The sequence below is a fragment of the Myxococcus sp. XM-1-1-1 genome (assembly GCF_020037095.1).
Classification (GTDB): domain Bacteria; phylum Myxococcota; class Myxococcia; order Myxococcales; family Myxococcaceae; genus Myxococcus; species Myxococcus fulvus.
In genome coordinates this window covers 33518-60379 of record NZ_JAIQDH010000006.1, presented here as the reverse complement: position 1 = coordinate 60379, position 26862 = coordinate 33518, and the positions used below count along the sequence as shown (strand labels likewise).

Annotated in this window: 18 protein-coding genes; 7 read left to right on the top strand and 11 right to left on the bottom strand. The window is 70.2% G+C overall.

Annotated elements, in window-relative coordinates:
- Positions 1–63: 63 nt before the first annotated feature.
- From K8640_RS14115 to K8640_RS14095, 5 genes are all read right to left on the bottom strand, one after another.
- Entirely contained in the window at positions 64–3042 is a 2979-nt protein-coding gene (locus K8640_RS14115) for a carboxypeptidase regulatory-like domain-containing protein (protein WP_223747513.1), read from the bottom strand.
- A 143-nt stretch (positions 3043–3185) separates the two neighbouring features.
- Complete coding sequence (locus tag K8640_RS14110; RefSeq protein WP_223747512.1) at positions 3186–3698, bottom strand: hypothetical protein; 513 nt, start codon at positions 3696–3698, stop codon at positions 3186–3188.
- Positions 3699–3798: 100 nt separating this feature from the next.
- Positions 3799–5085: a Stp1/IreP family PP2C-type Ser/Thr phosphatase gene (locus tag K8640_RS14105; protein ID WP_141326419.1), complete on the bottom strand. Its 1287-nt coding sequence runs from the start codon at positions 5083–5085 to the stop codon at positions 3799–3801.
- Positions 5086–5146: 61 nt separating this feature from the next.
- Positions 5147–5659 (bottom strand): FHA domain-containing protein, encoded by a 513-nt coding sequence (locus tag K8640_RS14100; protein WP_141326421.1) that lies wholly within the window; start codon positions 5657–5659, stop codon positions 5147–5149.
- 52 nt (positions 5660–5711) lie between these two features.
- Positions 5712–6323, bottom strand: a complete 612-nt coding sequence (locus K8640_RS14095) for a hypothetical protein (RefSeq protein ID WP_141326423.1) — start codon at positions 6321–6323, stop codon at positions 5712–5714.
- Positions 6324–6466: 143 nt separating this feature from the next.
- Between K8640_RS14095 and K8640_RS14090 the strand changes: the two genes are divergently transcribed.
- Both K8640_RS14090 and K8640_RS14085 read left to right on the top strand, forming a co-directional pair.
- Positions 6467–6667, top strand: coding sequence for a hypothetical protein (locus K8640_RS14090; protein WP_223747511.1), 201 nt, complete (start codon positions 6467–6469; stop codon positions 6665–6667).
- A gap of 114 nt (positions 6668–6781) precedes the next feature.
- Complete coding sequence (locus K8640_RS14085; RefSeq protein ID WP_194869249.1) at positions 6782–7432, top strand: DUF4349 domain-containing protein; 651 nt, start codon at positions 6782–6784, stop codon at positions 7430–7432.
- A gap of 7 nt (positions 7433–7439) precedes the next feature.
- On the opposite strand, the gene K8640_RS14080 is transcribed toward K8640_RS14085, so the two are convergent.
- Both K8640_RS14080 and K8640_RS14075 read right to left on the bottom strand, forming a co-directional pair.
- Positions 7440–8789: a sigma-54 dependent transcriptional regulator gene (locus K8640_RS14080; protein ID WP_223747510.1), complete on the bottom strand. Its 1350-nt coding sequence runs from the start codon at positions 8787–8789 to the stop codon at positions 7440–7442.
- Positions 8786–10285 (bottom strand): ATP-binding protein, encoded by a 1500-nt coding sequence (locus K8640_RS14075; RefSeq protein WP_223747509.1) that lies wholly within the window; start codon positions 10283–10285, stop codon positions 8786–8788. Before K8640_RS14075 ends, K8640_RS14080 begins: the two co-directional genes overlap by 4 nt.
- A 138-nt stretch (positions 10286–10423) precedes the next feature.
- Between K8640_RS14075 and K8640_RS14070 the strand changes: the two genes are divergently transcribed.
- From K8640_RS14070 to K8640_RS14050, 5 genes are all read left to right on the top strand, one after another.
- Complete coding sequence (locus tag K8640_RS14070) at positions 10424–11527, top strand: efflux RND transporter periplasmic adaptor subunit (protein ID WP_223747508.1); 1104 nt, start codon at positions 10424–10426, stop codon at positions 11525–11527.
- A 15-nt stretch (positions 11528–11542) separates the two neighbouring features.
- Positions 11543–14713: an efflux RND transporter permease subunit gene (locus K8640_RS14065; protein WP_223747507.1), complete on the top strand. Its 3171-nt coding sequence runs from the start codon at positions 11543–11545 to the stop codon at positions 14711–14713.
- Positions 14710–15972: a TolC family protein gene (locus K8640_RS14060; RefSeq protein WP_223747506.1), complete on the top strand. Its 1263-nt coding sequence runs from the start codon at positions 14710–14712 to the stop codon at positions 15970–15972. Before K8640_RS14065 ends, K8640_RS14060 begins: the two co-directional genes overlap by 4 nt.
- A gap of 40 nt (positions 15973–16012) precedes the next feature.
- On the top strand, positions 16013–16207 hold the full coding sequence (locus tag K8640_RS14055; protein ID WP_223747505.1) for a hypothetical protein: 195 nt from the start codon (positions 16013–16015) through the stop codon (positions 16205–16207).
- 547 nt (positions 16208–16754) lie between these two features.
- Positions 16755–18533: a tetratricopeptide repeat protein gene (locus K8640_RS14050; protein WP_223747504.1), complete on the top strand. Its 1779-nt coding sequence runs from the start codon at positions 16755–16757 to the stop codon at positions 18531–18533.
- 4 nt (positions 18534–18537) lie between these two features.
- Here the strand turns inward: K8640_RS14050 and K8640_RS14045 are convergent, their stop codons facing one another.
- Genes K8640_RS14045 through K8640_RS14030 form a run of 4 tightly spaced genes read right to left on the bottom strand, consistent with a single transcriptional unit; the run spans position 18538 to position 26805 of the window.
- A complete protein-coding gene (locus K8640_RS14045; RefSeq protein ID WP_141326440.1) occupies positions 18538–19455 on the bottom strand; it encodes a hypothetical protein in 918 nt (305 codons plus the stop codon).
- Between the two features lie 33 nt (positions 19456–19488).
- Positions 19489–20502 (bottom strand): hypothetical protein, encoded by a 1014-nt coding sequence (locus K8640_RS14040; RefSeq protein ID WP_223747503.1) that lies wholly within the window; start codon positions 20500–20502, stop codon positions 19489–19491.
- Between the two features lie 44 nt (positions 20503–20546).
- Complete coding sequence (locus K8640_RS14035) at positions 20547–24182, bottom strand: RHS repeat-associated core domain-containing protein (protein ID WP_223747502.1); 3636 nt, start codon at positions 24180–24182, stop codon at positions 20547–20549.
- Between the two features lie 10 nt (positions 24183–24192).
- Positions 24193–26805, bottom strand: a complete 2613-nt coding sequence (locus K8640_RS14030; protein WP_223747501.1) for a type VI secretion system tip protein TssI/VgrG — start codon at positions 26803–26805, stop codon at positions 24193–24195.
- Between the last annotated feature and the right edge of the window lie 57 nt (positions 26806–26862).

The window sequence follows — 26862 nt, the reverse complement described above, 5'->3', positions numbered from 1 at the left end:
GCTTCCTAATGCGCCCGCATGCCGGCTCGCAACCCGAGCCGCACGAGCAGCAGGCCCGGCGCCTCAACGTCCCAGCGTCACCTCACCGCTGGAGGGCACGTCCACCACCCGCACCTCGGGGCCTCCCGGCGTCTCCACATGGAACGCCCCCCACACCAGCGTGTAGCGCCCGGGTGGCAGGCCAGTGACGACGACCTGCTCGGAGCGTGGCTGGTAGATGAGGTGCGCCCAGCGTGAGCGCATCAGCTCCTGCGCCGGCGGATTGCTCGTCACCGGGACGTCCCCGGCCACCACCCACAGCGCCTTGCCGCGCTCGGGCTTGAGCTGCACGGTGAGCGACGCGCTGCCCGGCGCGGGCCCCAGGTCCAGGTGCATCTGCGCGCCACCCACCTGGACCACCAGGGCGGGCTCGCCCGCGAAGTCGCGTCCCGTGCCCAGCATGAAGCGATAGCTGCCGGGCGCCACGTCGACCGAGTAGGCCCCATCCGGCCCGGTGACGATGTTGAGTGGCTCGCCCCGGTCTCCGTTCACCGCCTCGATGCCGATGCCCGCGGCGGGCTGGCCTCCCGGCAGGAACACGCGACCGCTCAACCGCGTCGCCTGCTTCAGTGTCAGCTCCAGCGCTGCGCCACTCCCACGCTCCACCGCCTGCGTCCCACTCAGCCGCCCCTTGCGCGCGGACACGGTGTAGCGGGCCACATACGGCGGACTCGCCAGCGTGAAGGTGCCGTCCGGGCCCGACATCACGGACTCGTCGCACACCTCACAGGACACCACGGCGTCCGCCACGGGCCCGCCGCTCGCGTCCCGCACCCTCCCGCTGATGCTCGGCAGCTTCTCCAGCACCAGGTCTCCCAGTTCGGCAGACACCGGACGGTCCACCATCAGCGGCTCGTAGCCGGAGGCATCGACCGCGACGATGACGCGGTCTCCCGCCGTGGGCAGGGGCAGCTCGAAGCGACCGTCGGGGCTGTCCACCTGATGCTCGTCCATGCGGAAGCGGCGCACGGGCGCGCCGTCATTGCCCACCACGCGGCCGCGGAACATGTCGCGCTTCTTGAGCACCACCTTCACCGGAGGCCCGCCCGCCTTGCCCTCGGCGCGCTCCGTCTGGTCGTAACCGGAGTGCTTCACCTCCAGCCGGTAGCCCCGGTCGGGCCGCAGCGAGCGGAACTCGAAGTGGCCGCGCGCGTCGCTCACCACGGGATCCGCGCCGCGAGGCACCACCGACAACGCGGCCCCCGCCACCGGCGCCCCTTGCGTGTCCACCACGTCGCCCGTGAGCGGCGCGCCGGGCTTCAGCTCGGCCTCCAGCTTCAGCGTCTGCCCCTCCGTCACCGTCACCTGCTTGCGCTCGGAGGGCTGGAAGTCCGGATGCGAGGCCACCATCGAGTACGTCCCCTCCGGCATCCCGCGCATCGGCACGACGCCGTCGGGCCCCGAGGAGCGGTCGCTGCGGAAGATGCCCTCCTGGTCCACCCAGAGCACCACGTCCGCGCCCTCCACACGTCGGCCCCCGGAGGACACCGTCACCTCCACGGAGGCATGCGGCTCCAGCGGCAGCTCGACGTCCTTCGCGGGTGCCGTCACCTTCACCTGTCCACCGCCCCACTCGGAGTGGTGCGCGTGCAGCTCGTACAGGCCCGGCGTGGGCACCGACGCGGAGAAGTGCCCGTCCCCATCGGCGAGCACCGTCTCCCCCGTCGGCTGGACCAGCACCGACACGCGCGGCGCGGGACGGCCGTACACGTCCATCACCCGTCCGGTGATGAGCGTCGCGCGCTCCAGCTCCAGCTCCAGCGAGGTCTCGCCCTTGCCCACCCGCGCGGGGAGCTGCGCCTCGCGGAAGCCCTCCGCCTTGCCCTCCAGCACGTATTCGCCGACGGCGAGCGGCCCCAGTTCCACCAGCGCGCCCGTGCTCGCGCGCTCCCGGCGGACGACATCTCCGCGAGCGGTGCGCAAGAGCAGCTCCGGCGATGGAACGGGCTCGCCCGCCTCGTCCACCACCGTGACGAGCAGCTTGCCGGCCTCCTCCAGCTCCAGCGTCACCTGCGTGACGCGCGCCTCCAGCGTCAGCGTGCGCGGAATCGAGCCCAGTCCCGGTGCCTCGGCCGTCACCACCAGCTCATCCGGATACAGGCCGGTGAAGCGGACGACCTCACCCTCCGTGCGCAGGTCGCGCGACAGGTGGTCGCCGCGCACTCGCACCGTCGCGGCCGCGGGCTGGCCCTCGCGGGTCACGCGGACCTCCAGCGTCCTCGACGGTGTCAGCTGCAGGCGCACGGGCTGGGAGCCCGCCTCCACCAGGGACTCCACGGCGGGCAGGTAGCCCTCCGCCATGGCCAGCACGTAGAACGGGCCCTCGCCCAGCCCCTCCAGCGAGAAGGCACCATCCGCTCCGGACCGCGCCTCGAAGGGCAGCGGTACCCGTCGAGACACCGCGTACACGCGCGCCTCGCGCAAGGGCTGTCCGGACTCGTCCACGACCTGGCCGAGGATGGAGCGCAGCGGCGGCAGAAACAGCTCCACCGGGTCACCCGGCGCGGCCCGGTCCCTCAGCGCGACACCCAGGCCGGGAGCGCGGGCCCACACGGAGAAGGACACGCCGACCAGGTGCTCGAAGCGGAAGCGTCCCTCGGCGTCCGTCCGCGCCGTTGCCCGGGGACTGAGGAAGCCGCGTTGTTGCTCGAAGAAGGCCAGCGTGTGCAGCGTCGACTCACGCGCCGGACAGGACAGGAGCGCCTGGTCGCACTCGTCACAGCGCACGTCCACCAGGGTGCGCTCCGCGCTGGCCGAGAGGAACACCTCCGCGTCCGGCACGGGCCGCCCCGAGGCATCCAGGACACGGCCGGTGAGCGCCAGGCCCTCCTGGCTCCCGGAGGTGACCTCCACGGCGGAGAACTCGGGAAGTGACCTGGACGTCGCGCCCAGGGACGCGGACGCGCGGAAGTCTCCAGGCGCTCGCTCCGAGCGAGACCAGAGCCAGGCGGCCCCAGCCACCACGAGGGCGGACAGAACCCCTATGAGAATCCAGTTGCGCATGCGCTCGTCACGAGGACCTTAGCCCGCGGCGGGCCCGGCAACGGCCGATTCCCACCGGAAATTCCGGACCCAGTCCTCTCCCCGACGCTCTCCCCCACTCCACGTCGTCCCCAGCGCAGTGGGGCGACAACGTCACGCAGCCATCACTGCTTCGTGTCGTCCTCGAGTGCGTCCAGGCGCTTCTCCACCCGCTCGAAGCGCTCGTTCGTCGTCTCGCTCAACGAGCCCAACAGCCGGGCCATGCGCCCGACACTCGTCTCCATCCGATGGAAACCGTCCGACACCGTCCGGACGACGCCGACCACGGACTCCATGGTCGTCATCATCAAGCCCATGCTCTCCTGTGTCGCGCCCAGGGACAGCTGCGTCGCGCTCAAGGACACCTGCGTCGCGCGCAGGGCCGCCTGCGTCTCGCTCAAGGCCGCCTGCGTCGCGGTGATGGCCTCCTGCATCGCGCCCATGTTCGCCTGCATCGCGCCCATGTTCGCCTGCGTCACGGACATGCTCTCGCGCATCTCGCCCATGTTCTTCAGCATGGAGCCCATGCCCGAGGCCAGGATGCGCGTGTGCATCCGCGAGGACTTCATCTCCTCGCGCAGCTCCACCACCTCACCCATCAACTTCACCATCACGTCCCTGCCCGCCGCCCTCGCCATGCGACCTACCGTGACATCCTGCCGGGACCTTACGCGGCGGGTCTGACGTGAGCTGGCGGTGCTCGGACGACGGGTGCGCGTGCTCATGGCGTGGCCTCCCTCACTCCTCGGCGAAGGGCTGGATGGCCTGAGCCACCGCGAGCTCCTGGCGGGCCTCGCTCAACTCGGAGTTCGTCGCGCGCAGCCGATCGCTCAGCACCTGCACGAAGCTCCAGAGCATCTTCACCGCGAGGATGGACTCGCGCTTCATCAGCCCCATCAAATCAGGCCGGGAGATGACCATGGTGCGCGTGGGCTCCGTCGCCCTCACCGTCGCCGAGCGCGGCGCGTTGTCGATGAGCCCCATCTCCCCGAAGTGGCCGCCCGAGCGCAGCTCGGCGATCTCCACCCCGTTCTTCTCGATGGCCACCCGGCCCCGGATGACCACGAACAGCTCCTCGCCCGGCTGCCCCTCCACCACGATTTCACGCCCCGCCGGATACGTGCGCGTGGTCGCGATGGACAGCACCGCCGTCTGCTCCTTGTACGTGAGGTGACGGAACAGCGGAATCTTGCGCAGCGCCTCCATCCGCGACTGCGCCTCGCTCGACTCCTCGCTCGCCAGCGCGGCGCTGTCCCCGGCGATCTTCACCACCACCGCGGTGATGTTGTCCTTGCCGCCCCGCTCGTTCGCGATGTCGATGAGCCGCTTGGGCAAATCCCCCGGCGCCAGCCCCGACACCAGCGGCAACAGCTCCTCGTCCTCGACGTACCCATGCAGGCCGTCCGAGCACAGGACGAACATGTCCCCGGGCACCAGGTCCACGATGAGCGTGTCGACCTGGACGGACTCCTGGATGCCCACCGCGCGCGTAATCACGTTGCGGTACTGCGAGGTGGCCGCCTGCTCCTTGGTGATGGTGCCAGCCTTCAGCTGCGCGGCGACCAGCGTGTGGTCCTCCGTCAGCCGGTGACACTGGCCGTGCCTCACCAGATAGACGCGACTGTCACCCACATGACCGATGACGGCCTTGTTGCCCCCCACCGCGAGGCACACGAACGTCGTCCCCATGCCCCGCTTCGTCGAGTCCGACATCGCCGTGCGGTAGATGTCCGCGCACGCGCGCTGCACGGCCACCTCCACCAGCGCCGCCGCCGCCGAGCGGCTGTCCGCCGTGGGGTTGTTGCCCAGGTCCTTGAGCAGGTGCCGGTTCGCGGTGATGTGCTGCTTGACGACCTCGGTGGCGCGATTGCTGGCGACCTCGCCGGCCGCGTGCCCGCCCATGCCATCGGCGACGACGTACAACCCGAGCGACACGTCCACCAGCATCGCGTCTTCGTTGTGCTGCCGCTTGCGGCCGACGTCGGTCAGTCCGAAGGCTTCTGTGGTCAAGGCCACCGCGAACACTCCCGTGTGTGACTGTAGGCGACTTCGTACGTTACGCAGGCCACTTGAGACGTGGCAAGGCTCAGGGAGCCATCCGTACGGAGAGCATCCGGACAAAACCGCTTGCCGTGTAGAACGCGAGTTCCACCTGTCCAAAGCGCAACCGCGCGCCATCCTCCAGCAGAACGGGCTTGCGCGGGGTGAGCCGGACGCCCCCCATCCACGAGCCGTTCTTGGAGCCGGCGTCCGTCAGCAGGAAGCCCGCCTGGGCCTCGTCCCGGGCGAACCAGGCGTGGAAGCGCGACACGCTGCCGTCATCCAGCACCACGTCGTTGTTGCCCGTGCGCCCCACCGTGATGCCCCGGCCGAAGGCGTTGCTGCGGGCCTTCACCACCGGGAAGACCACCGACTCGCTCGCCCCCAGCGTCGGGGGCCCCGCGTTCGTCACCGTCTTGAGACGGTACTCCTCCTGCTCCACCGGGCTGTCGTCGGCGGGCGAGGGGGAGAAGAGGAGCAGCCCGGGCGGCAGCTGCCGCTCCAGGTCGCCCCGGTTGCGCAGGTACCGCGAGACATGGGCGCTCAGAAGCTCGGGCATAAGGGCGGCGCGGGAAGAGGGAGGTTCCCGCGCACCCCAGTCTACGCGGACTTCAGCGCCAATCCATGAACAACCCGATCATCGGGCCACCCACGAAACCCCGGCCCAGGTAGCGGCGCTTGAGGCCGAAGGGCTCGCCGTAGCCCACCGCGACGCCGGCGGCGACCTTGTCGAACTGGTAGCCAATCTGGATGCGGCCCTCGACGATGCCGGCCACGTTCTTGTCCGGCAGCGGGCCGCCGTCGAACTTGGCGCCATAGAAGACCGGGCCGCCCGTCACCTGGAACCCCCAGTGCGCGGCGTTGGGCAGCTGGTTGCGGTAGCCGAAGCCCACCTGCGCGGTGTGCTCGTAGTAGGCGCCCAGGTTGGTCTCGGGCTTGCCCGCCTTGGGCGTGGGCATGCGCGCCCCCCACCCCAGTCCGCCCTCCACCAGGAAGACGAAGGCGTCCTTGCGGTCCTGGAAGAAGGTCAGCTCCCACTGCACCTTCAGCCGGGGCGTCAGCAGCGCATCGTTGTACGAGGTCCCCAGGAAGGCGCCACGCGGGAGCCAGAAGGGCGTGGGCGAGGTGTGCACGCGACGAGGAGCGCTCGTCATCGTCTGCGCCTGCGCCGTGGAGACCAGACCCAGCGTGAAAACCAGCAAAAAGAGGAGCTTGCGGTGCATAGAATCCATCTTTGCGCCACGGAGCGGAGCGCTTGTCAACGAAGTGTTCGTTTGGCTATGACGCGTTCGTTACCTGCGGATGGGCCCGGAGCCAGGTCGTACCTGGAGCCACCTGCCGTGGGGCACAAGGAGCGGGACACCGCATGCCAGTCGTGACAGTCCGGGCCAGCAGCAAGCAGAGCTCGGGTAGGTTCGACACCCTCGTCCGCAAGGCCACGGAGAAAGCCTCCGACCTGCTCGAGCAGAGTGATCGCGTCCTCGTCGTCTACGAGAAGGGTTGCGCCAGCATCTATTACGAGGGCGACGGCGTGCGTCCCCTCCCCGCGGCGCCCCGCGCGTCCTGAAGGGGCGTCCAGGCTCCGGCCCGACTCCGGGCCGTCGAGCTGGAACGTCGAGCCCGGCGGGTGTGTCCTGAGAGGACCGGTTCAACGGACCTCTCCCCTTCACAAGGAACCCGCGTGCGCTCGCTCCTGGTCGTCCTCGCCCTGACCCTCACCGCCTGCTCCACCCACCGAGCCCACGAGCGCGTCGCGTTCGCCGAGGGCCTGGCGGCCGGAGGTGCGCCGGGGACCGCCGTGCCGCTGGAGAGTCGCTCCATCATCCACCGGGCGTCCCTGACGCTGGAGCGGGACGAGCCCGAGTCGGGGCCGGCGCAGGCCGTCCAGCTCGCGAAGACGCATGGGGGTTACGCCGAGCACGTGACGACCCGTTCCGCGGTGGTGCGCATCCCCGCCGAGCGGTTGGACGGCTTCCTGGCCGCGGTGCCCGCGCTGGGCGAGGTGGAGCGCAAGAGCGTCTCCGCCAGCGACGTGACCGACGTGCACCGGGACTTGAAGGTGCGCCTGGCCAACGTGACGCGCATCCGGGAGCGCTACCTGGAGCTGCTCCAGCGCGCCGTCAGCGTCGAGGACACGCTCAAGGTGGAGAAGGAGCTGGAGCGAATCACGGTGGAGTACGAGACGCTCAAGGCGCGCCTGGAGGGGCTCGAGGGCGAGGTCGCCCTGTCCACCGTGAACCTCGACTTCGAGCGCCCCGTGCGCCCCGGCCCCGTGGGCTGGGTGTTCTACGGCCTGGGGAAGGCCGTGAAGTGGCTGTTCGTCTGGGACTGACGAGGCGTCACTCCTCGCCCAGCTTCCGGTAGAGCGTGCGGCGGTTGATGCCGAGGATGCGCGCGGCGGCGGCCTTGTTGCCGTTCTGCGCGTCCACGATTCGCCGCACGTAGGCCCGCTCGACGTCCTCCAGGGGCAGCTCCTCGCCGCTGGCCCGGGTGAACAGCGCCTGCATCCCGCCGTTGTCACCCGGCAGGTCGAAGTCCTCGGGCACGAGCGTGTCGTGGTCCGCCAGCGCCACCGCGCGCTCGAGCAGGTTCGCCAGCTCCCGGACGTTGCCCGGCCACGCGTGCGCCACCAGCCTGCGCATCGCCGCCGCGGACACCCCGAGCACCTCACGCGCCTGCGCGCCTCCCAGCCGCCCCAGGAAGAAGTCCACCAGCGGGACGATGTCCTCGCGCCGCTCGCGCAGCGGGGGCACCTCCAGGCGGATGACGTTGAGCCGGTAGTACAGGTCGGGCCGGAACCGCCCGTCGCGCAGCAGCTCCTCGAGCGGCCGGTTCGTCGCGGCCACCACCCGCGCGCGCACCGTCACCTCCGCGCTGGCGCCCAGCGGCCTCACCTTCCCCGTCTCCAGCGCCTGGAGGAGCTTGGCCTGCACCTCCAGCGACAGCTCCCCCACCTCGTCCAGGAACAGCGTCCCCGCGCCCACGGCCACGAAGACACCCGCGCGGTCCTCACGCGCGTCCGTGAACGCACCACGCCTGGCGCCGAACAGCTCGCTCTCCGCGAGCCCCGGTGGCAGCGCCGCGCAGTTGAGCTGGAGGAAGGGCTCCGCGCGCCGGGCACTCGACTCGTGCACCAGCCGCGCGAGCGCGCTCTTGCCCGTCCCCGTCTCCCCCGTGAGCAACACCGTCGAGTCCGTGCGCGCGGCCCGTCGCGCCATCTCCAGCACCTTGCGCATCGCGGGGCTGCGCGCCACCAGTCCCCCCGGCGCGTCCGTGGGCACCGCCGCGCGCAGCCGCACAATCTCCCTGCGCAGCTGACGCTCGCGGAACGCGCGGTCGATGGAGAGCACCAGCGCGTCGATGTTGAAGGGCTTCGTCACGAAGTCGCAGGCCCCCGCCTTCACCGCCGCCACCGCGAGCTCGATGCTCCCGAACGCCGTGATGAGCAGCACGAGTTGCCCCGGCCTCCGCGCGAGCACCGCCTCCAGGAACTCCGTCCCCCGCATCCGAGGCATCTCCACGTCGGAGATGACCAGGTCGAACGCCTCCTCCGCGCAGCGAGACAGGGCCTCCTCGGGGGACGTCATCCCCACCGTCACGTAGCCGCGCTCCGTGAGGCTCTCGCAGAGGAAGTCCACCACCGCCGCGTCGTCATCCAGGACGAGGATCCGCTGTCCACGCGCGCTCATTCTGCCTCCTCCTTCATGTCCTCGTCCTCGGCCGCTGGGAGCTGGACGAGGAACCGGCTGCCCTCGCCCGCTCGGGACGTCACCGAGACGGCGCCTGCGTGGTCCGCGACGATGGACTTCACCACCACGAGCCCCAACCCCGTGCCGCCCAGCTCCGTCCAGGTGCTGAAGAAGGGCTCGAAGATTCGCGCCTGTTGCTCCTCCTCGATGCCCACGCCCGTGTCCTCGACGCACAGGCAGACGCCTCGGCGCTCGGACAGCCCGGGAGCGCTCCGGAAGACGGACGGCGCCAGCGTCACCCGCACGCGACCTCCGCGAGGCGTGGCGCGCAGCGCGTTGGTGAGCAGGTTGAGCGCCACCTGCTGCACGCCGTCCCCATCCGCGAGGACGCGGGGCAGCGGGGCCTCCACCTGGAACTCCAGCGTCACGTCCCGCTTGCGAGCGTCGTGCTCGAGCAGCTCCACCACGGCGCGCACGGGCTGGTGGACATCGAGCACCTCCCGACGCGGAGGCTTGCGGCGCGTGAGGTCCAGGAGCTGTCGCACCGTCCGGGTGATGCGCTCGCACTGCTCCACCAGGATGCCCGCGTTGCGGCGCACGTCGTCGGGCAGCTCCGTCCTCGACGCGAGCGCCTGCGCCCGCCCACCGAGGATGAGCAGCGGCGAGCCAATCTCATGGGCCAGTCCCGCCGACAGCTGTCCGAGCGTGACGAGCTTGTCCACGCGGCGAAGCCCCGCCTCCATCGAGATGCGCGCCTCCGTCTCGACGTTGAGCCGGCCCCGCGCCTCGCCCAGCTCCTTCACCATCGCGTTGAAGGCATGCGCCATCTCCCCCACCTCGTCCTCGCGCTCCACCACCACCGTGGCGGAGAAGTCACCGCCGCGCACCGCGCGCATCGCCCGCACCACGCGCTCCAGCGGACGCTGGAGGTGGAGCCACAAGAGCAGCCACCCCACCACCGAGATGCCCGCGATGAGCGTGAGCACGGACAGCAGCGTCGACCGACGCGTGCGCTCCAAATCCATGCGCAGCCCATCCAGCGGATTGACCACCGCGAGCGCGCCCACCGTCCCGCCCTCGTCGCTGCGCAGCGGCACCACCACGGACAGGTGGGACAGGCCCTCCGGCCCCTCGAAGCGCGACGTCACGCCGTGCGCCTCCATCACCCGGAGCGCCTCCGCCTCGACGAGCGGCAACGTGCGCGAGCTCCCCAACGAGCGGGCGACCAGCCCCTTCTTCGCATCGAACACGAAGACGTCGACCGTGGGGTCCTTCACCTCCAACGACTCCAGCATCTCCCGCACGTCCGCGCCCTGCCCGTCCCTCAGCGCGTTCTCCATGGCCACCTGGAGCGCCGTGGCCAACAGCCGGGAGGACTCCTCCGTGGCCGTGCGCAGCTCGTGCTCCTCCCGCCGGAGCTGTCGGTACCCGTAGGAACCCAGGATGAGGGCGCTGGTCAGCGTCAGCCAGAGCCCCAGTTTGGTGGCGATGCGCACGCCGCCCACTGTGGCGAAAGTGCACAGATGATTCAATTCGCCTCGCTCCTACCTGCTCGCTGGGCGAGTTCACTCCCTGTGATTTCAATGAGTTGAGTACGCGACACGCTGGACCAGGACTTGCCCTGGTGCCCAGCCATGAAAAGGACCGTGCTCCTGGGCCTGCTGGCCCTCTCCTCCGCCTGCTCCAGCGCCGCCGCGACCACCGCCACCCCGGAGCGGCCTCCTCCCAAGGCGCTGAAGGAGGGGGTGGTGCAGCTCGCCGAGGCCTCCCAGGCCTTCGTCACCGTCACCCCCGTCCAGCCCGATGCCGGCGGGGCGAGGCTCCAGGCGCCCGCGCGCGTGGCCTTCCGGGACGGGGCCGTGTCCCGGCTCGGCGCGCCGCTGGCCGGCCGCGTGGTGGGCGTGCACGTGCGCACCGGCGAGGTGGTGAAGCCCGGAGACCCGTTGGTGACGCTCGACTGCCCGGAGGCCGCGGCGGCGCGCACGGCGGTGGCCACCGCGGCGGCGGCGCTGCGCGAGGCGGAGTCCGGCTTCGAGCGTGAGCGGCGCATGTTCGACCAGGGCGTGAGCACGGAGCGCGAGCGGCTGTCGGCGGAGACGCGCCTGGCCGAGGCCCGCGCGGAGCTGGCCCGCGCCCAGGCCTCCGTGGGCTTCGTGGGCGCGGGGAGCGGCACCACTGTCGTCCTGCGCGCACCGCTGGCCGGCACGGTGCTCGCGCGCACCGCGACGGAAGGTGTCTCCGTGCAGCCCGGAGGCGAGCCGCTGGTGGAGGTGGGCGACGCCTCCGCGCTCTGGGTGGTGGCGGAGGTGTTCGAGCGGGATTTGCCGCAGGTGCGCGAGGGCACGCGGGCGAGCGTCACCCTGCCCTCGCTGCACGAGCCGCTCACGGGCCAGGTCGTCTCGGTGGGCGCGGTGGTCACCAGCGGCTCGCGCACGGCGCCGGTGCGCATCGCGCTGGACAGCCCGTCCAAGGGGCTGCGTCCAGGAATGTTCGGCCGCGCGCGCATCGACGCGGCCGAGGCCAGCCTGACGCTCCCGGTGGAGGCGGTGCTGCTGCGCAACGGGAAGGACTCCGTGGTGTACGTGCGGCAGGACGCTCGCACCTTCGTGCGCCGGCCCGTCGTCGTCGCCACGCCCGTGGATGGGCGCGTGCAGGTCATCGCGGGGCTGTCCGCGGGTGAGCCTGTCGTCACCCGGGGCGCGCTGCTGCTCGACGGCGCCGCGGACCAGCTGCTCTAGCGGAGACCGCACCCCATGTTGCGACGACTCATCGAATTCTGCGTCCGCAGCCGCCTGCCGGTGTTGCTGCTGACCCTGGGCATCGGCCTGTTCGGCGTGAAGGCCTATCTGGACACGCCCGTCGAGGCGTTCCCCGACGTCACCAACCTCCAGGTCAACGTCATCGCGCAGATGCCGGGGCTCGCCCCCGAGGAGATCGAGCGCCAGGTGACGGTGCCGCTGGAGCGCGTGCTCAACGGCACCCCGGGCATGCTCCAGATGCGCAGCGAGAGCCTCTTCGGGCTGTCGCTCATCTTCCTCACCTTCGACGACGGCGTGGACCCGTTCAAGGCGCGCACCATCGTCGGTGAGCGCCTGTCCAACGCGGACCTCGCCGACGAGGCCGACGTGCGGCTCGCGCCGGAGGCCACGCCCCTGGGCAAGGTGTACCAGTTCCGCGTCCTGAGCGACCGGCACACCCTCACCGAGACACGCTCGGAGATGGAGTGGAGCATCGCGCGGCACCTGCGCCAGGTGCCGGGTGTCGCCGACGTGCTCAGCCTGGGCGGCTTCCTCAAGGAGTTCCACGTCCAGGTGGACCCGTCGCGGCTGCTCGCGCACGAGCTGACGCTGGCGGACGTCACCGAGGCCCTGGAGCGCTCCAACCGCAACGTGGGCGGAGGCTTCCTGCGTCAGGGCGACCAGGAGCTGCTCATCCGCGGCGTGGGCTACCTCAAGGGCGCCAAGGACGTGCAGGACATCGTGCTCAAGAGCGAGGACGGCACGCCGGTGACGGTGGGCGACGTCGCGCGCGTGGTGGCCTCCCACACGCCGCGCCGGGGCACGGTGAGCCACGACCTGGACATGGACGTCACCGAGGGCGTCGTCCTGCTGCGCCGGGGCGAGAACCCGAGCACGGTGCTGGAGGGCGTGCACGCCAAGGTGAAGGAGCTCAACGGGCAGGTGCTGCCCAAGGGCATGCGCATCGAGCCGTTCTATGATCGCAACGTGCTCGTGGGCCAGACGCTGTCCACGGTGCACCACAACCTGCTGCACGGCGCGCTCCTGGTGGTCGCGGTGGCGTGGCTGTTTCTGCGCAGCATGCGCTGCTCGCTCATCGTCGCGTCCGTCATCCCGCTGGCGCTGCTCACGGCCTTCATCGGCCTGCGCATGGTGGGGCTGCCCGCGAACCTCATCTCCATGGGCGCCATCGACTTCGGCATCCTCGTGGACGGCGCGGTGGTGCTGGTGGAGAACGTGCTGCACGAAGCGGGCGTGAAGCGGCCCCGGAAGCGGCGCGAGATGCTGGGCCTCATCATCCACTCGGCGCTCGACGTGGCCCGGCCCACCTTCTTCGCCATGGCCATCATCATCGCGGCCCTCATCCCCGTCTTCACCCTGGAGCGCGTGGAGGGCCGCATCTTCCGTCCTCTCTCCCTGACGTACAGCTTCGCGCTCGTGGGGGCGCTCGTCTTCGCGCTCACGGTGGTCCCCGCGCTGTGCGCCCTGCTCTTGAGGCCCAAGGACGCCGAGGTGAAGGAGCCCCGGCTGCTCGTCACCCTGCGCGAGTCCTATGCGCGCGCGGTGACCTGGCTGATGCCGCGTCGCACGCTGGTGTTCGGTTCCATGGCGGCGCTGGTGGTGCTCACGGGAGTCGTGGGCTCGCGCGTGGGCAGCGAGTTCCTGCCCGAGCTGGACGAGGGCGACATCAACGTCTTCGTGGAGATGCCCGCGAGCATCTCCCTGGCCAAGGGCGCGGACATCCTCCTGGAGGTGCGCAAGCGCCTGTTGGACTTCCCCGAGGTGAAGGAGGTGCTCGTCGAGCAGGGCCGCCCGGAGGACGGCACCGACAACGAGGCCGTCAACATGGGGAAGACGTTCGTGCGCTTCACGCCGTCGGAGACATGGCGGGACGGCTGGGACAAGGAGCGGCTGGTGCGCGAGATGCGCGCGTCGCTGCTGGAGATTCCGGGCGTGAGCTTCAACTTCTCGCAGCCCATCAAGGACAGCGTGGAGGAGGCCATCAGCGGCGTGCGCGGGAAGGTGGTGCTCAAGGTCTTCGGCACGGACCTGGAGGCCATGCGCGGCACGCTGGAGCGCGCCGTCACCGCGCTGCAGAGCGTGGAGGGCGTGGTCGACCTGGGGCTCTATCGCGACTCGAGCGTGCCGCAGCTTCAGGTGGTGCTGGACCGGCAGGCGCTCGCCCGCGCGGGCGTGGACGTGTCCACGGCGCAGGACCTGGTCGAGACGGCGCTGGGCGGCAAGGTGGTGACGGAGCTGTGGGAGCAGGAGCGGCCCGTGCCCGTGCGCGTGCTGTTGCCCGGCACCGAGAAGGAGGACGAGTCGCGCATCGGCGACATCCTCGTGCCCACCGCGGGCGGCGGCCATGTCCCGCTGCGCGAGGTGGCGCGGCTGGAGAAGGCGCTGGGCCGCGCGAGCATCAACCGCGAGGCGAACAGCCGCACGCTGGCGCTGAAGTTCAACGTGGAGGGACGTGACATGGGCTCCACGATTCAGGAGGCCATGGCCACGGTGGAGCGCGAGGTGACGATTCCCGAGGGCATGTTCCTCAAGTGGGGCGGCGAGTTCGAGAACCAGGAGCGCGCGCTCGGGCGGCTGGCGGTCATCGTGCCGCTGTCGTTCCTGGTGGTGTTCGCGCTCTTGTACGCGGCGCTGGGCTCCATGCGCAGCGCGGGCGCGGTGCTCGCGGGCGCGCCGTTCGCCATGTGCGGCGGCGTGCTGGCGCTGGCGCTCACGGGGATTCCGCTGTCCGTCAGCGCGGCGGTGGGGTTCATCACCCTGCTGGGCCAGGTGTGCCTCGCGTCGCTGCTGGTGGTGAGCGCGGTGGATGACCGGCGGAAGCTGGGCGAGGCGTTGGAGACAGCCCTCCCGCGCGGCGCGGCGAGCCGGTTCCGCGCGGTGTTGATGACGGCGCTGCTCGCGATGCTGGGGTTGATGCCGGCGGCGCTCTCCAGCGGCGCGGGGAGCGAGACGCAGCGCCCGTTCGCCATCGTCATCATCGGTGGACTGGTGACGGCGGTGCTGGTGTCGCTGTTCGCGCTGCCCGCGTTCTACTCGGTCATCGTGGGGAACCGCGGCCCCCACGCCGCCTCCGAGGAGGAAGAAGAGGCGGAGGACCCGGGCTTGACGCACGTGGTGCCGGGCTCCGGCCATGAAGCAGGCAAGCCGGAGGGGGTGGCGGCATGAAGCGCCTGGTGTCGATGTGGGGATTGTGCTGGGCGCTGACGTCGGTGGGGGCCCTCGCGGAGGAGGCCGCCGCCGTGCCACCCGAGGTCATCACCCTGCCCCAGGCCCTGGAGCTGTTGTCCAAGGACAGTCCGTGGATGGCGGCGGAGAAGGCCCGCGTGGACGTGGCGCAGACCGAGCGCATCGCCGCGGGCATCCTGCCCAACCCGTCGTTCAACTACGGCGGGCAGCGGCTGCTGCACGGGGCCAACACGGGCTCGTCGATGTCGCACCAGTTCACGGTGGAGCAGCCGCTGTTGCTCTTCGGGCAGCGTGGCGTCCGGCGGGAGCTCGCCGAGCGGAGCGTGGCGGCGGAGAAGGCCCGGGTGACGGCGTCGCTCGCGGAGCGGGAGCTGGCGGTTCGCGAGGCCTTCGCGGCCCTGCTCTCCAGTCAGGAGGCGCTGCGGCTGCTGGAGGAGACCTCCGTGGACCTGGGGCGCGTGGAGAAGGTGGTGAAGGGTCGCGCCGCCGCGGGTGACTCCAGCCGGTACGACGTGGAGCGCATCGAGGTGGAGGGGCGCACGCTGGAGGTCGAGGTCCTCAACGCGAGGGCCAGCGTCGACGACGCCGCGGGCCGGCTGGCGGCGCTCCTCGGTCGACCGGGCTGGAGCCCGCGGGCCTCGGGAACGCTGGGGGCCACGGGCGCCCTTCCGGAGCTGAGCCGACTGTGGGAGGCGAGCGCGCGGCACCGCCCGTCGCTGGTGGCGGCGAGGCAGCGGCAATCCGTGGCGCAGGGCGGGCTCGCGGTGGCGAAGAGGGAGCGGATGCCGGTGCCCTCGCTCGAGGCGGGCGCGGTGGTGACGCGGCGGGAGGACAGCACGATCGGGTATCTGGGGCTGTCGCTGCCGATGCCGCTGTTCGACCGGAACCAGGGCGCCATCGCCCGCGCCTCGGCGGAGGTGGACGCGGAGACGCGGGCGCTGGACGCGGAGGTCGCCGAGGCCCGAGCGGAGCTCACCCGCGCACACGCGGTGCTGGCAGGCCGGCATCGCGCCCTGGCCACGCTGGAACGGGACGTGGTGGAGCGCCTGCCCACGCTGCGGCGCATGGCGGAGGACGCCTACCGGGAGGGACGCGGGAGCATCCTGGAGCTGCTCGACGCGTTCCGCTCGCTGAAGGACCTGCGGCTGCAGCACCTGGAGCAACGAGAGGCCGTGCAGCAGGCGGAGGCGGCCGTGCTCTTCGCCTCGGGGCTGGAGACGCTGCCCCAGACGCCCTGAGAGGAACCGGGCCCGCGAGCGCTCCGTCTCGCGGGCACGGGTGTCCCAATCCCTCTCGAAGAGCGGGAGCTGGCTGGCCTTGGGCGTGCTGAACATGTCCATCAATCCGAACTGGAACATCCGTCTGCGGAAGCTGCCCATGAAGAAGAAGACCTTCCGTCGGGTCAGGTCCAACTGCTCCCGGAGGAAGCTCTCCAGCTTGGACTTGCGTCGGGAGTCTCCCGCCAGCGCCTGATAGCGCTCGTGCAGGTCCCATTTCTTCAAGGAATGGCAGTGCCCCCGACAGCTCCCGTCATCACACTTCCACTCGATGACGAACTCCACGTCGGGGAATGGGAGGGGCTTCGGCGGCGCGAACAACCAGCCCTGACGCAACACGCGTTGCTCGGTCTTCAGCCAGGCCTTGCGGTCCTCCTCCGTGCGAGGCCTGAGATAGGCGTCCACGATGACCTTCGGCTCGACGATGGGATGGGATGGAGCCGGACCATCCTCAAACCCTCACTGTCCAAGCCGCCCGTGCAGACATTCTCCACGCGTCTGCGTGAGTAGCTCGGATAGGTCATCCCCAAGATGAGAATGCGCCGCTCGGCCCATTTCTCCATGTGACCGTCCCCCGGAGGTCCATCGCAGCCTGAATCCTAACAGCGAGGGATGACCTCCGAGCGAGCCGGACCCGCAGTGGCAAGCCATTGCCTCCGAGTCGGGAGCGACCTTGTATCGTGGCGCCCAGGCGTTCCAGCCGTGGCGGAACCAGGGTCGGCGAAGTACCGTGGGTCCCCGATATGGACTGCACACACGCCTCACTTCGACCCACGCCGGAGCAGGACGCCTCTTTCGCCGCGGAGGCGCTCTTCGCGCGCGAGCTTCCCCACGCGGCCTACCATGTGGGCTGCGCCCTGAGCTCGGATGTCACCCGTCCCGAGTGGTTGGAACTGCTGCGGCGCATCAAGCAGGACGCGGGCCCCGACCCGCTGCGAATCGTCCCCTTGCAGGGGCGGGTGTCCTTCGCCACCGTCGCGGTGCGCGCGTGGATGCTCCACGAGGAAGGCCAGCCCGCACAGGCCATCGAGCTGCTCTCACAGGTGGTCCACGCGAAGCGCGACACGGACTTCGTGCGCTGGGGCCTCCCCTGGCTGGAGGCCCAGGGCGTCGCCGAGCAGGCCCCCATCGAGCCCACGCTGAGCCTGCTCAGCGTCACCCTCGCGAGGACCGGACCTTCCGACCAGACCGTGCTGACCCGGGTGCTGAGCGTGATGGAGCGACTGTCGACGCGACATCCCACCCACGCAGGGGTGGTGTGGCTGCACGGCACCCTGCTCCACCGCGTCGGCCGGCTGGACGAGGCGCTCGCCTTGGCCACCAAGGCCCACGCCACCATCCCGAACTGGCTCACCGCCGTGCTCCTGGCCACCGTCCACCGCGCACGTGGCGACGTGACGAACGCGCTCGCGGCCTATCAAACGGCGCTGCGCCACGACGCCACCCAGAACGCCACGCGCCTGGATATCGCGGACATGATGCGCGAACAGGAGCGGCTCGACGAAGCGCTCAACTGGTATCAGTCGGCACTGGGCCATGAGCCGGGCAGCACCTGGGCCCAGGCCGCCGTGGCCTCCATCCAGTTCCTCCAGAGCGGCGGGCGCGACGCCCTGGAGCGCCTGCTCTCGGTGTCGGACACGATGCCGGGGCCCTCGCGCGAGGGGCAGCTCGCGGCCTCCGTCACCCGCGAGATGGTGCCCTGGGTGGACTACCTGCCCCAGAGAATCGACGCGGGCATCCATGCCCTGCGGCAGATGAGCCTCCAACCTCCCGCCGCGACGGGGAACCTGCCGCCGAAGGTGAAGCTCACCACGCAGTGGCTCGAGGCGCCCAGCGTCCAACTGGCGTGGGAGCTGCACCGTGAGTGGCGCGGCTTCCCCTGCATCGTCGACGTCGTCGTCCAGCAGGTGCAGAGGCCCGACCCGCGCCAGCCCGTCGAACCCGTGGACTTCACGCTGTGGAGCTACACCGACACCCGTCCGACCCGCGCTGTCCCTCCGCCTCCCGAGGAAGTGGTCACGGCGCTCGCGGAGTTGGCCAGCGTGCCCTTCCGGCTCGAGGACTGGTGGCGGGAGGCGGCACAGACGTCCCGCGCGTTGAGCGCCCACGCGCCCGAGGAGATCGCCCGGGCCATGGTGCATCCGCCGCCTCCGCGGGGCCCCCACTCCACCTGGGCGTGGCTGCAGCGCATCCAGTTGGCCGCGGCCTTCGTCATCGCGACCCGCGAGGAGGGCTGGCTCGACTCGCGGCGACGGACGCTCCTGCTCGCCCTGGCGAAGGGCCCCATGGACTGGACAGTGGAGGCCGCGCTCGTGACGCTCGCGCACGTGGCACGGACGACGCCCGAAGCCCGCGCCGAGGTTCGCGCGATCTACCAGTCCCTGGACCAGCACACCCAGGACTACGCGAGCTACGAGTACGCCCTGCTCTGCGCCTGGCTCCAGTGGCCCGAGCTGTCCGACGCGGAGCGTGCGCCCCTGGAGGAGCGCCGCAGGAACATCGAGAGCCACGCGGGCCCGTGAGGCCTCAGCACGGAGGCGGGGCCTGAAGGATGCGGGCGCCCTGCGCGGCGAGCCAGGCGATGGCTCGCTCCCGCTCCTCGGGCCCCACGCCCACCTCGAAGTCCTCGGAGGAGCGGGAGCGGTCGCGCCCCAGCCACATCGAGAGGCCTCCCACGTCACCGACCCAGTGGTCCCCGAGACGCGAGTCCGGGAGCTCGAAGTGGCGGAGCGAGGACAACAAGGTGGAGAGTGACGACAGCCCCGTGCATGAAATCACCTGCCCCGGAGGACGCTCGCAGTTGCGCAGCATCCGCCCGTCGAGGCTTCGCACGAAGTGGATGAGGCCTCGGAACGAGCGGTAGGCGACCTGATTCGCCACCGCCGACGGAGACGCGTCATCCGACCAGGCGAGGAGTTCTTCCTCGAGCTGCGCCAGGTTCGGCTGCAACAAGGGAAAGGGCCTTGGCCCCTCGTCGGGCCTGAGCGTGATTCGCGCGTGCTCCCAGGTGGACAGCGCCACGCGGAGCAAGGCGTTCGAGACGAAGTAGAGATAGCTCGGGGAGTACAGCATCGGCTCCGAGGCGGACTCCGACACATCCATCACGGGCGCATCATCGCCGTCCCCGGACTCATCCGTGATGCGAAACCCGCCCTCCAGTTCCTCCACCAGCCGGAAGCGCGCGGGAAGAACTTCCGCCACGCCAGCACCGGGCTCATGCTGCCGACGCCAGCGGGCCAACACCGAGCGCACGCGGCGCTGCCCCGCCGCCTCCACGGGTGAGGCGACGAACGGCTTCATCGCAGCACCATATCCGACCGCGTCCCAGAAGAGCCGGATGCCCTCGGGGGTCTCGGGCGAGAGCGTCACCTTGCGCCGTGTCTGACGGTAGTGCGGTAACCACCGGGCCAGCCAATCCGACCATCGCCGTGATTCTTCTCGCAAGCGCTCACGCTCTTCGGGCCGCATCTGCGTGGGTCAATCGAACGAAACGCCGCCAGGAATGGCGAACTGCTCTTTCCACGGAGTGACATCCCTCACCCGGAACCCCTGCTTCTCGACCCACTTCAGCAGGGCCTTGCGTGCCTCGGGCGTCACACGGAAGCAGTACATCTGAGGTCCGATGGGATCGACGCTGACCTCCACTCCGCCCACCTTCCCGACCCCCAGACGCTGGGGCCGCTTCTGGAAGGTCCACGAGAACCACTTCAACGCCAGCGCCTGCATCGACTCGTCGGAAACGCCTTCGACGGTGACGAGGTCCCCACGAGGACGTCCCGTGTAGGAGATGGCGTGCTCGCAGAGCCCATGGAGGTAGGAGACGAAGCGGTCCAGCGAGGTATAGCCGATGAACTCCGCGGGCTCGCCCACCGGGCCCACGGCCGGCTCGGGGACAATCTTCCAGAGGCCCTCCCCCAAGCTCAGCGCCGAGGGCGCGAGCACTGGGAAGGCCGGCGTCCCCACCAGCGGTGGACTGAACGCCATCGTGCACCGGGTGGGGCCCACCGAGAACGCCAGGCGGAGGATCTCCAGCGTGACGAAGCGGAGGTAGCTGTCGCTGAACTTCATCCGCTCCAGCCCTCCGGACGAGAGCACCAGGACCGGAGGGTCGACGTCACCTCCCGACTCGTCCGCGATGAACAGCTCGTGCTCCTCCGCATTCACGGACACCACCCGGAAGGACGCGGGCACGAGCCCGGCCTCCGCTTCGACCCCAGGTCCCTTCCGCCGCGAAGCCTTGCCGCGCCACTTCTCCAACAACCGGGTGGCGGCGAGCACCTCCTCGTCCTCGGGAGAGCTGACGAGGAACTTCAAGGCCGGGCTGTAACCGAGCTCCTCCCAGAAGGCCCGGACGAGCGTGGGCGCTCGCTCGGACAACCGCACGGGATGGCGAGTGGAGGCGAACCTGGGAAGCAATTGCTCACAGAGCCTCCGCAGTTGACCGGCGTCCCGACGCACGGCGTCCACTTGGTTGTTCTTCACTGGCTGCATCGACCCTCCCACGGCGCACATGCGCGGCATCCCGGAACGACTCGTCAACAATACGTCCTGATTCGCCCCTTGGAGTCGCGATATGTGACGTGCAGGTCCACGCCATTCGCGCGGGCTTGATGCACCAGCCCGTGGAGCGCGTGGTCGCAACTGCCTCTGCCGGACTGTCCGTGCCGACACGGCGGCCGGTCGATATGCAGCACCACCGGCCCTCCCTGGTAGGCCCCCGGGTTGTGGAGGATGTGGCTCATCGCGTGCATTTCCGCATGCGTCCAGTTGCCATTCATCCCGCCGGAGGTGGCTTCGCGGACCGCCGGATGAACTGTGACAGGGCCACTGAAGTCATTGCCCGCGGTCCGGGGGTGTGAGCCATTGACCGCGCCGTCCGGAACGCCGCTGATGAACGCCTGGCTCTGCCCGTTGTGGGAGACCACCGCCATGCACTTTCCCCCCGGCGTCGTGAAGGCATCCTGGTTGCCGGTCGTGGGGTGGTTGTTGCGTCCCACGCCGGAGTAGTTGCGGCCACCGTCGTACTGGAACGGGCCGCCGCTGGGGTAGCGGGCGGAGAGCCCCGAGGGGTCGATGGCCTCCAGCGGACTGGGCACATAAGCATAGAGGTTGTGTCCACCCACCAGGCCGATGGGGTCCGGGCTGATGTACCGGCCCGTCTCCGGCGCGTAGTAGCGGTAGCGGTTGTAGTGCCAGCCGGTCTCCGCGTCGTACCACTGGCCAGGGAAGCGCAGCGGGAAGGCACCCGCGTCGGGCCCCGGCTCGGACCAGGTGCCCTGGCGGCTCACCCACTCCAGCCGTCCCTCCGGAGTGACGACCTCCGAGGCACCACCCACCCCATCCGGAAGGACGAAGTGCAGCCCCGCGTCAGCCAGCAACACGGCCCGGTGGTTGTTCGGTTCGAACAACCACTGCCTCACGGCGCCTCGCGGGTCATCCTCCTGGAGGATGACCTCTCCATCCCACAAATATCGGTGCTCTCCCCGAGGTCCGCGCCGAGCGATACGCCGCCCCAGGCCGTCATAGACATACGTCCACGACTCGCCGTCCGGCCGCACCACCGACGCCAGCTCACTGGAGCCCGTCCAGCCATAGCGCCAGACCTGCTCGGGCCCCTCGTCCTCGCGGACATACCGGGCCACCAGCCGCCCCTCGTCGTCGTAGGCGTGCGACTCGGCGCGCCGCGCACTCTGGACCGACGCGAGGCGGCTGCCCTTCTCGTACGCGAGTCGGGTGACGGCCCGCTCGGGGACATCGGGCTGCTCCCAGGACAGCAGCGCGTGCGCCATCCGGTTGCCCGAGGCGTCGTACTCGTATGCCTCCGAGGTCCCTCCAGGCCGCAGAACCTGCGTCAGCCGACCGGTGGCATCGTGCTTGAACAGGCTCAGTCCACGCAGCGAATCCTCCGTGCGCGACAGGTGGCCGAAGTCGTCATGGTGATAGCACCGCTTGAACGGCGCCACCGCGTCCGGATCCCCAGGCGTGGGGGGCCAATCGAGCCCACGGTCCACCCAGCCCGGCGGATGGTAGGCCTGCTCGAGCAGTCGCGACATCGCGTCGTAGCGGGTCTCCAGCACACCGCCACCGGGCAGCACCCGCCGGACCTCCCGGCCGAGAGCATCGCGCACGAACTCCACCACCGCGCTCCCTCGCTGGATGGCGAGGCAGTCCCCGTTGCGACTCCAAGCGTAGCGGACGGGCTCCCCCGAAGGAGGCGTCATCTGCGTGCGCCGGCTCATCGCGTCATAGGTATTCGTGATGCGCTGCCCGTCCAGGCTCTCCCCGAGGATGTTGCCGTAGACGTCGCGCTCGAACGCGACCTTCACGCCGGACTCCACGCCCGTCAGGAGCCGGTTGGCGTCATACGCGTACTTCGTCTCGACACCATCCGGTGCCACGCGGCGCAGGACGTTGCACCATTCGTCGTAGGCGTACTCGGTCCTCGCACCCGAGGAGGAGATGATGGCGGTGCAGTTGCCCACCCCGTCGCGCTCGTAGCGAACGGACCTGCCATCCCAGAATGTCTCCGACACCGGCCGCCCGTCCGCGTCAAACTCACGCCGGTACGTCTCTCCCAGCGGGTTTCGTATCTCCAACAGCCGGTTGGGCTCGCTGTCCCAGCGGTAGGTCGTCACCCCGCCGCGCGCGTCCACGCTCTCCAGCAGGTGACCACAGCTGCTGGTGCGAAGCCGGGTGACCCCTCCGTCCGGCGCCTGGTAGCGCACGACGCGCCCCCCGGCGTCGTACTCAAAGTGCCAGGCACGCCCGTCCGGAGGGAGGATGCTCGTGACGCGGCTGGCGGCATCGCGCTGGAACTCGGTGCGCTGGCCCAGCGGGTCCACCTCCGCGAGTACCCAGCCATCCGCGTCGAACTCCGTACTCCAGACGTTGCCCTCCCAGTCGATGCGCCGCACGGGGCGGCCCAGCCGGTCCCGCTCCAGACGGAAGACGTGTCCCAGCGGGTTCGTCACCTCCAGGCACTCGCCCTGGGGATTGAACTCCAGGCGCCACGTCAGCCCGGTGGGCTCCAGGATCCCCGTGAGGTTGTTCTGCGCGTCGTAGGTGTAGCGCCAGAGCTGGCCCAGCGGGTCGATGAGCGCCACGGGCCGATGCTCGTCGTCATGCTGGAGCCGGACCTGCTTGCCTCCGGGGAAGTGCGCGGCACAGTACCGCCCGAGCGCGTCGTACTCCCGCTCCGCGCGGACCTTGTTGGCGTCCGTCTCAGCCACCAGCCGCCCGGCGTCGTCGAACTCGTAGGCCGTCAGCGCGCCCAAGGGCGAGCGGACCGAGGTGACCTGCCCCGCGATGTTGTACTCGTAGACCGTCACCTCGCCGTGGCTGTCGCGGACGCGGGTAATGCGCCGGCCCGGCTGGTATTCGAGCCAGCGCTCCTCGTAATGGTCCGTGCCGGTGGCGTGAATGCAGCGGCCCGCATCGTCGTAGGCGAAGCGGAAGACGGCCCCCGTGAACTTGCTCTCGGACACCATTCGCGCCCGGGCGTCGTACTCGTACACCGCCAGCACGCCCTGCCTGTCCCGCACACGCCACAGCCGGCCCTGTCCGTCGTATTCGTAGGCCACGCGAGGCGGCCCCGACTCGCCTTCCAGGGAGATGGACTCGAGCAGGCCCCTGGTGCCATAGCGCAGCCGCAGCGCCTTGTTCGTGCGCGTCTGCACCAGCCGGATGGGCTGGGCGAGGGAGTTGTACGAGAGGTCCACCCGGCTCTGCTCGGTCCCCCGCAGCTCTCGCAGGACGTAGTGCACGCCCTTGGACTGCTTCTCGAAGACGAGCCGCAGCGGATGGGGCTCGTTGGCGTAGCGGATGAGCAGCAGGCTGTCGTCCGCCTGCCGTCGCAGCTCCAGGCCCGAGGAGGGCGAGAGCAGCCGTCCCGTCTTCTCGAAGGCGTTCGTCGCGTCCTCGAGCGCCAGCTCCGCGCCCTCGTTGTTGACGTAGACGAATCCCTCGAGCGTCTGGCGCAGCGCCATCTGGAAGCCCAGCCGCCACCCTGGGCCGAGCAGCGCGGGGCCCACGGTGCTCCCCAGCAGCGCGGTGCTGTAGTAGCGCTCCACCATCAGGGGGACCCGCCCGGGCAGACTCAGGTCCATCCAGGTGTTGAACAACACCCCCGATGCCACGTCGATGGGGTGCCCCACTGCCACGCGGCCTTGCATGGAGACCTCGTCAGTTGATCTTGATGAGCGCGCCGGTGATTTCGTGGATGCCCACCGCCGAGGACGTCAGCTTGGGCGCCGACAGCGAGCCTCCCGCGGCCTCGAGCTTCAGCGTGCTCTGCTGCGCCCCCACGTTCACTTCCTTGGCGCCGTTGATCTCCACCGTGCCGTCGCTCTTGAGCTTGATGCTCGCAGCGCCACAGACGAGCGACAGCTCCTTCGTCGCCGTGACTTCAATCTTGTTCCCGTCGAACACCACCTGGCCCGAGCTGTTGTGCAGGGCGATCTTCTTGCTGGTCCCCTCCACCGTGATGCTGTCCTTCAGCGTGACGCTGCACTCGCCCTGCACCGCCTGGAGCTGGACGTCTCCCGTCATCACGTAGTTCTTGGCGACGTGCTCGGACTTGTCCCCCGTGACGTCCAGCGAGTCCTTGCCCTGGATGCTCTCCTGTCGGTTGCCGGTGACGGTGAGCTTCTCCAGCGTGTTGACGGTGGCATCCCGCCCCGCGTGCAGGGAGAGCTTCTCCTTGCCCGTCACGTCCTCGGTGCGCGCGCCGGTGATGGTGATGGTCTCGTCCTTGTCCACCGTCTCGGTGCGCTTGCCGTGCACCGTGGTCGTCTCGTCCTTGTCCACCGTCTTGGTGCGCTGGCCATGCACCGTCATGGCCTGGTCCCCGCCCACCGTCTCCGTCTGCGAGCCGTCCACCGAGTTCGTCTGGTTCGCCTTCACCGAGGTGGAGTGGTTGTTGAGCACCACCTCGTTGAAGTCCTTCTGGGCGTGCAGGAAGATCTCCTCCGCCTCCTTGGCGTCCTCGAAGCGCAGCTCGTTGAAGCCGTCGCTGTCCTTGGAGCTGGAGGTGCGGATGGTGCTGCGCGTCTTGTGCTCCGGCAGCGCGTACGGCGGCTTGTTCTTCCCGTTGTAGACGCTGCCCACCACCACGGGCCGGTCCGGGTCTCCCTCCAGGAAGTCCACCAGCACCTCCATGCCGATGCGCGGCAGGAAGATGAACCCCCAGCCCAGGCCCGCCCAGGCCTGCACCACCCGCAGGAAGCAGGAGCTCTTCTCGTCCCGCTTGCCCTGCCTGTCCCAGTGGAACTGCACCTTGATGCGGCCGTGCTCGTCGGTGTGGATCTCCTCGCTCGCCGGGCCCACCACCGTCGCCGTCTGCAGGCCCGCCATCCGCGCGCGCGGCCGCCGACGCTCCGCCCGGAAGGGCACGTCCAGCGGAACGCACTCGAAGGTGTTGTGGTAGCGCTCCCGCGGCGGCCCCTCGCGGCGCAGCGACAGCGAGTCGCTCGTCAGCTCCTCGGAGGCGTCGCCGTGGTGCTCCACGCGCGTGAGCAGGTACCACTGGTCCAGCGCGGCGTGACCGTGGCCCGTCAGCTCGAACATGTAGCCGGGCGTGAAGCCGGTGACGTACCCCACGCCCCGCCCGCGCTTGCCCTCCGCGTGGAAGGCCTGCCGGCGCAGCAGCTCCTGCTTCTGGGCCGGCTCGTACTGGTACTTCTTCTCCCCGCTGTCATAGGGCCCCAACAGCGGCGCGGGGTACTCGTAGGACTCGCGCTCCTTGCCCATCGCGTCCTTGGCGCGCGACTCGCGCGTCAGGTCGTAGTCCGGATGCGTCCAGTTGAAGTCGCGCACCACCACGCTGGTGGTGTGCAGCTGTTGGGAGAAGTCGAAGTGCCGCAGGCACTCGTCCGAGGCCGTGGTCGCCTCCGGGCCCTTCACGGTGATGGGCGTCCCCAGCACCGCCTCGCAGGTGGGGCTCTGCTCGTTCTCCTCGACGAGCACCAGCTCCTCCTTGTCCCCCGAGTGGTCGAAGTAGAAGAAGATGCCCTCCTCCTCCATCAGCCGCAGCACGAAGTCCAGGTCCGACTCGTGGTACTGCACGCAGTACTCGCGCGGCAGGTACTCGCGGTTGAGCTCGAGGCGGAACGGCCGCTCGAAGGGCCGCAGCGCCTGGGTGAGCACCTCCTCGAGGATCTCCGGGACCTTCTTCTCCTGGAAGATGCGCTGGTCCTTGCGCTGCGAGAGCGCCCAGAGCGCGGGCACCACGTGCGCGCGCGCCAGCAGATGCCCGGCCTGCGTGCCCAGGTGCTCCACCCGGTGGACGATGCCGCACAGCCGCCGCGCCCCCGCGTCGTGCGCGATGAGCACCTCGGCGGACGAGCCGAGCAGCCCGTCCACGTCCGCGTCCAGGTGCTCGTTGGCCAGGTCCACCGTGCACGTGTAGAGCTCGGAGAGCCCCTCGCGCGAGTGCAGCTCCACCACGCGCCAGTCCGCCGAGGGGTCCGCGCTGGACTGGAAGGAGAAGCGCACCTTGTCCAGGGGCGTCCCTCCGCCGATGGCGCGCGCCAGCTCGGAAAGGGCCTCCAGCCCCCCCGTGGCGCCCAGGACGCCCTGGGCCACGGCGCTCACCTGCTGCACGGCCTGTCGGGCGCGCTGCGCCTGCTGTGTCGCCTGCTGAACTGCGGGAACCTGGCGCAGGGCGCTCTCCAGCGGCTTCGTCGCCTGGGCGGGCAGCTCGCCGGCCCGAGCCTGCCGCGCGGCCTCCTGCGACTCGCTGACCACTTGCGCCGTCTGCTCGACCTTGCGCAGCACGTCGTCGGGTGAATCGGACACGAGGCCTCCCCCCTGTCAATCGGAGCCTTCCTGAGAGGCCTTTCATATCGCGGAGCG

What these genes read in the sequence shown, in the direction of transcription:
- K8640_RS14100 (WP_141326421.1), bottom strand. Translation starts at nt 5,659, where the DNA reads ATGCCCGAGCTTCTGAGCGCCCATGTCTCGCGGTACCTGCGCAACCGG.
- K8640_RS14060 (WP_223747506.1), top strand. Translation starts at nt 14,710, where the DNA reads ATGAAGCGCCTGGTGTCGATGTGGGGATTGTGCTGGGCGCTGACGTCG.
- K8640_RS14040 (WP_223747503.1), bottom strand. Translation starts at nt 20,502, where the DNA reads ATGCAGCCAGTGAAGAACAACCAAGTGGACGCCGTGCGTCGGGACGCC.
- K8640_RS14035 (WP_223747502.1), bottom strand. Translation starts at nt 24,182, where the DNA reads ATGCAAGGCCGCGTGGCAGTGGGGCACCCCATCGACGTGGCATCGGGG.
- K8640_RS14065 (WP_223747507.1), top strand. Translation starts at nt 11,543, where the DNA reads ATGTTGCGACGACTCATCGAATTCTGCGTCCGCAGCCGCCTGCCGGTG.
- K8640_RS14090 (WP_223747511.1), top strand. Translation starts at nt 6,467, where the DNA reads ATGCCAGTCGTGACAGTCCGGGCCAGCAGCAAGCAGAGCTCGGGTAGG.
- K8640_RS14115 (WP_223747513.1), bottom strand. Translation starts at nt 3,042, where the DNA reads ATGCGCAACTGGATTCTCATAGGGGTTCTGTCCGCCCTCGTGGTGGCT.
- K8640_RS14095 (WP_141326423.1), bottom strand. Translation starts at nt 6,323, where the DNA reads ATGCACCGCAAGCTCCTCTTTTTGCTGGTTTTCACGCTGGGTCTGGTC.
- K8640_RS14110 (WP_223747512.1), bottom strand. Translation starts at nt 3,698, where the DNA reads ATGGCGAGGGCGGCGGGCAGGGACGTGATGGTGAAGTTGATGGGTGAG.
- K8640_RS14050 (WP_223747504.1), top strand. Translation starts at nt 16,755, where the DNA reads ATGGACTGCACACACGCCTCACTTCGACCCACGCCGGAGCAGGACGCC.
- K8640_RS14070 (WP_223747508.1), top strand. Translation starts at nt 10,424, where the DNA reads ATGAAAAGGACCGTGCTCCTGGGCCTGCTGGCCCTCTCCTCCGCCTGC.
- K8640_RS14080 (WP_223747510.1), bottom strand. Translation starts at nt 8,789, where the DNA reads ATGAGCGCGCGTGGACAGCGGATCCTCGTCCTGGATGACGACGCGGCG.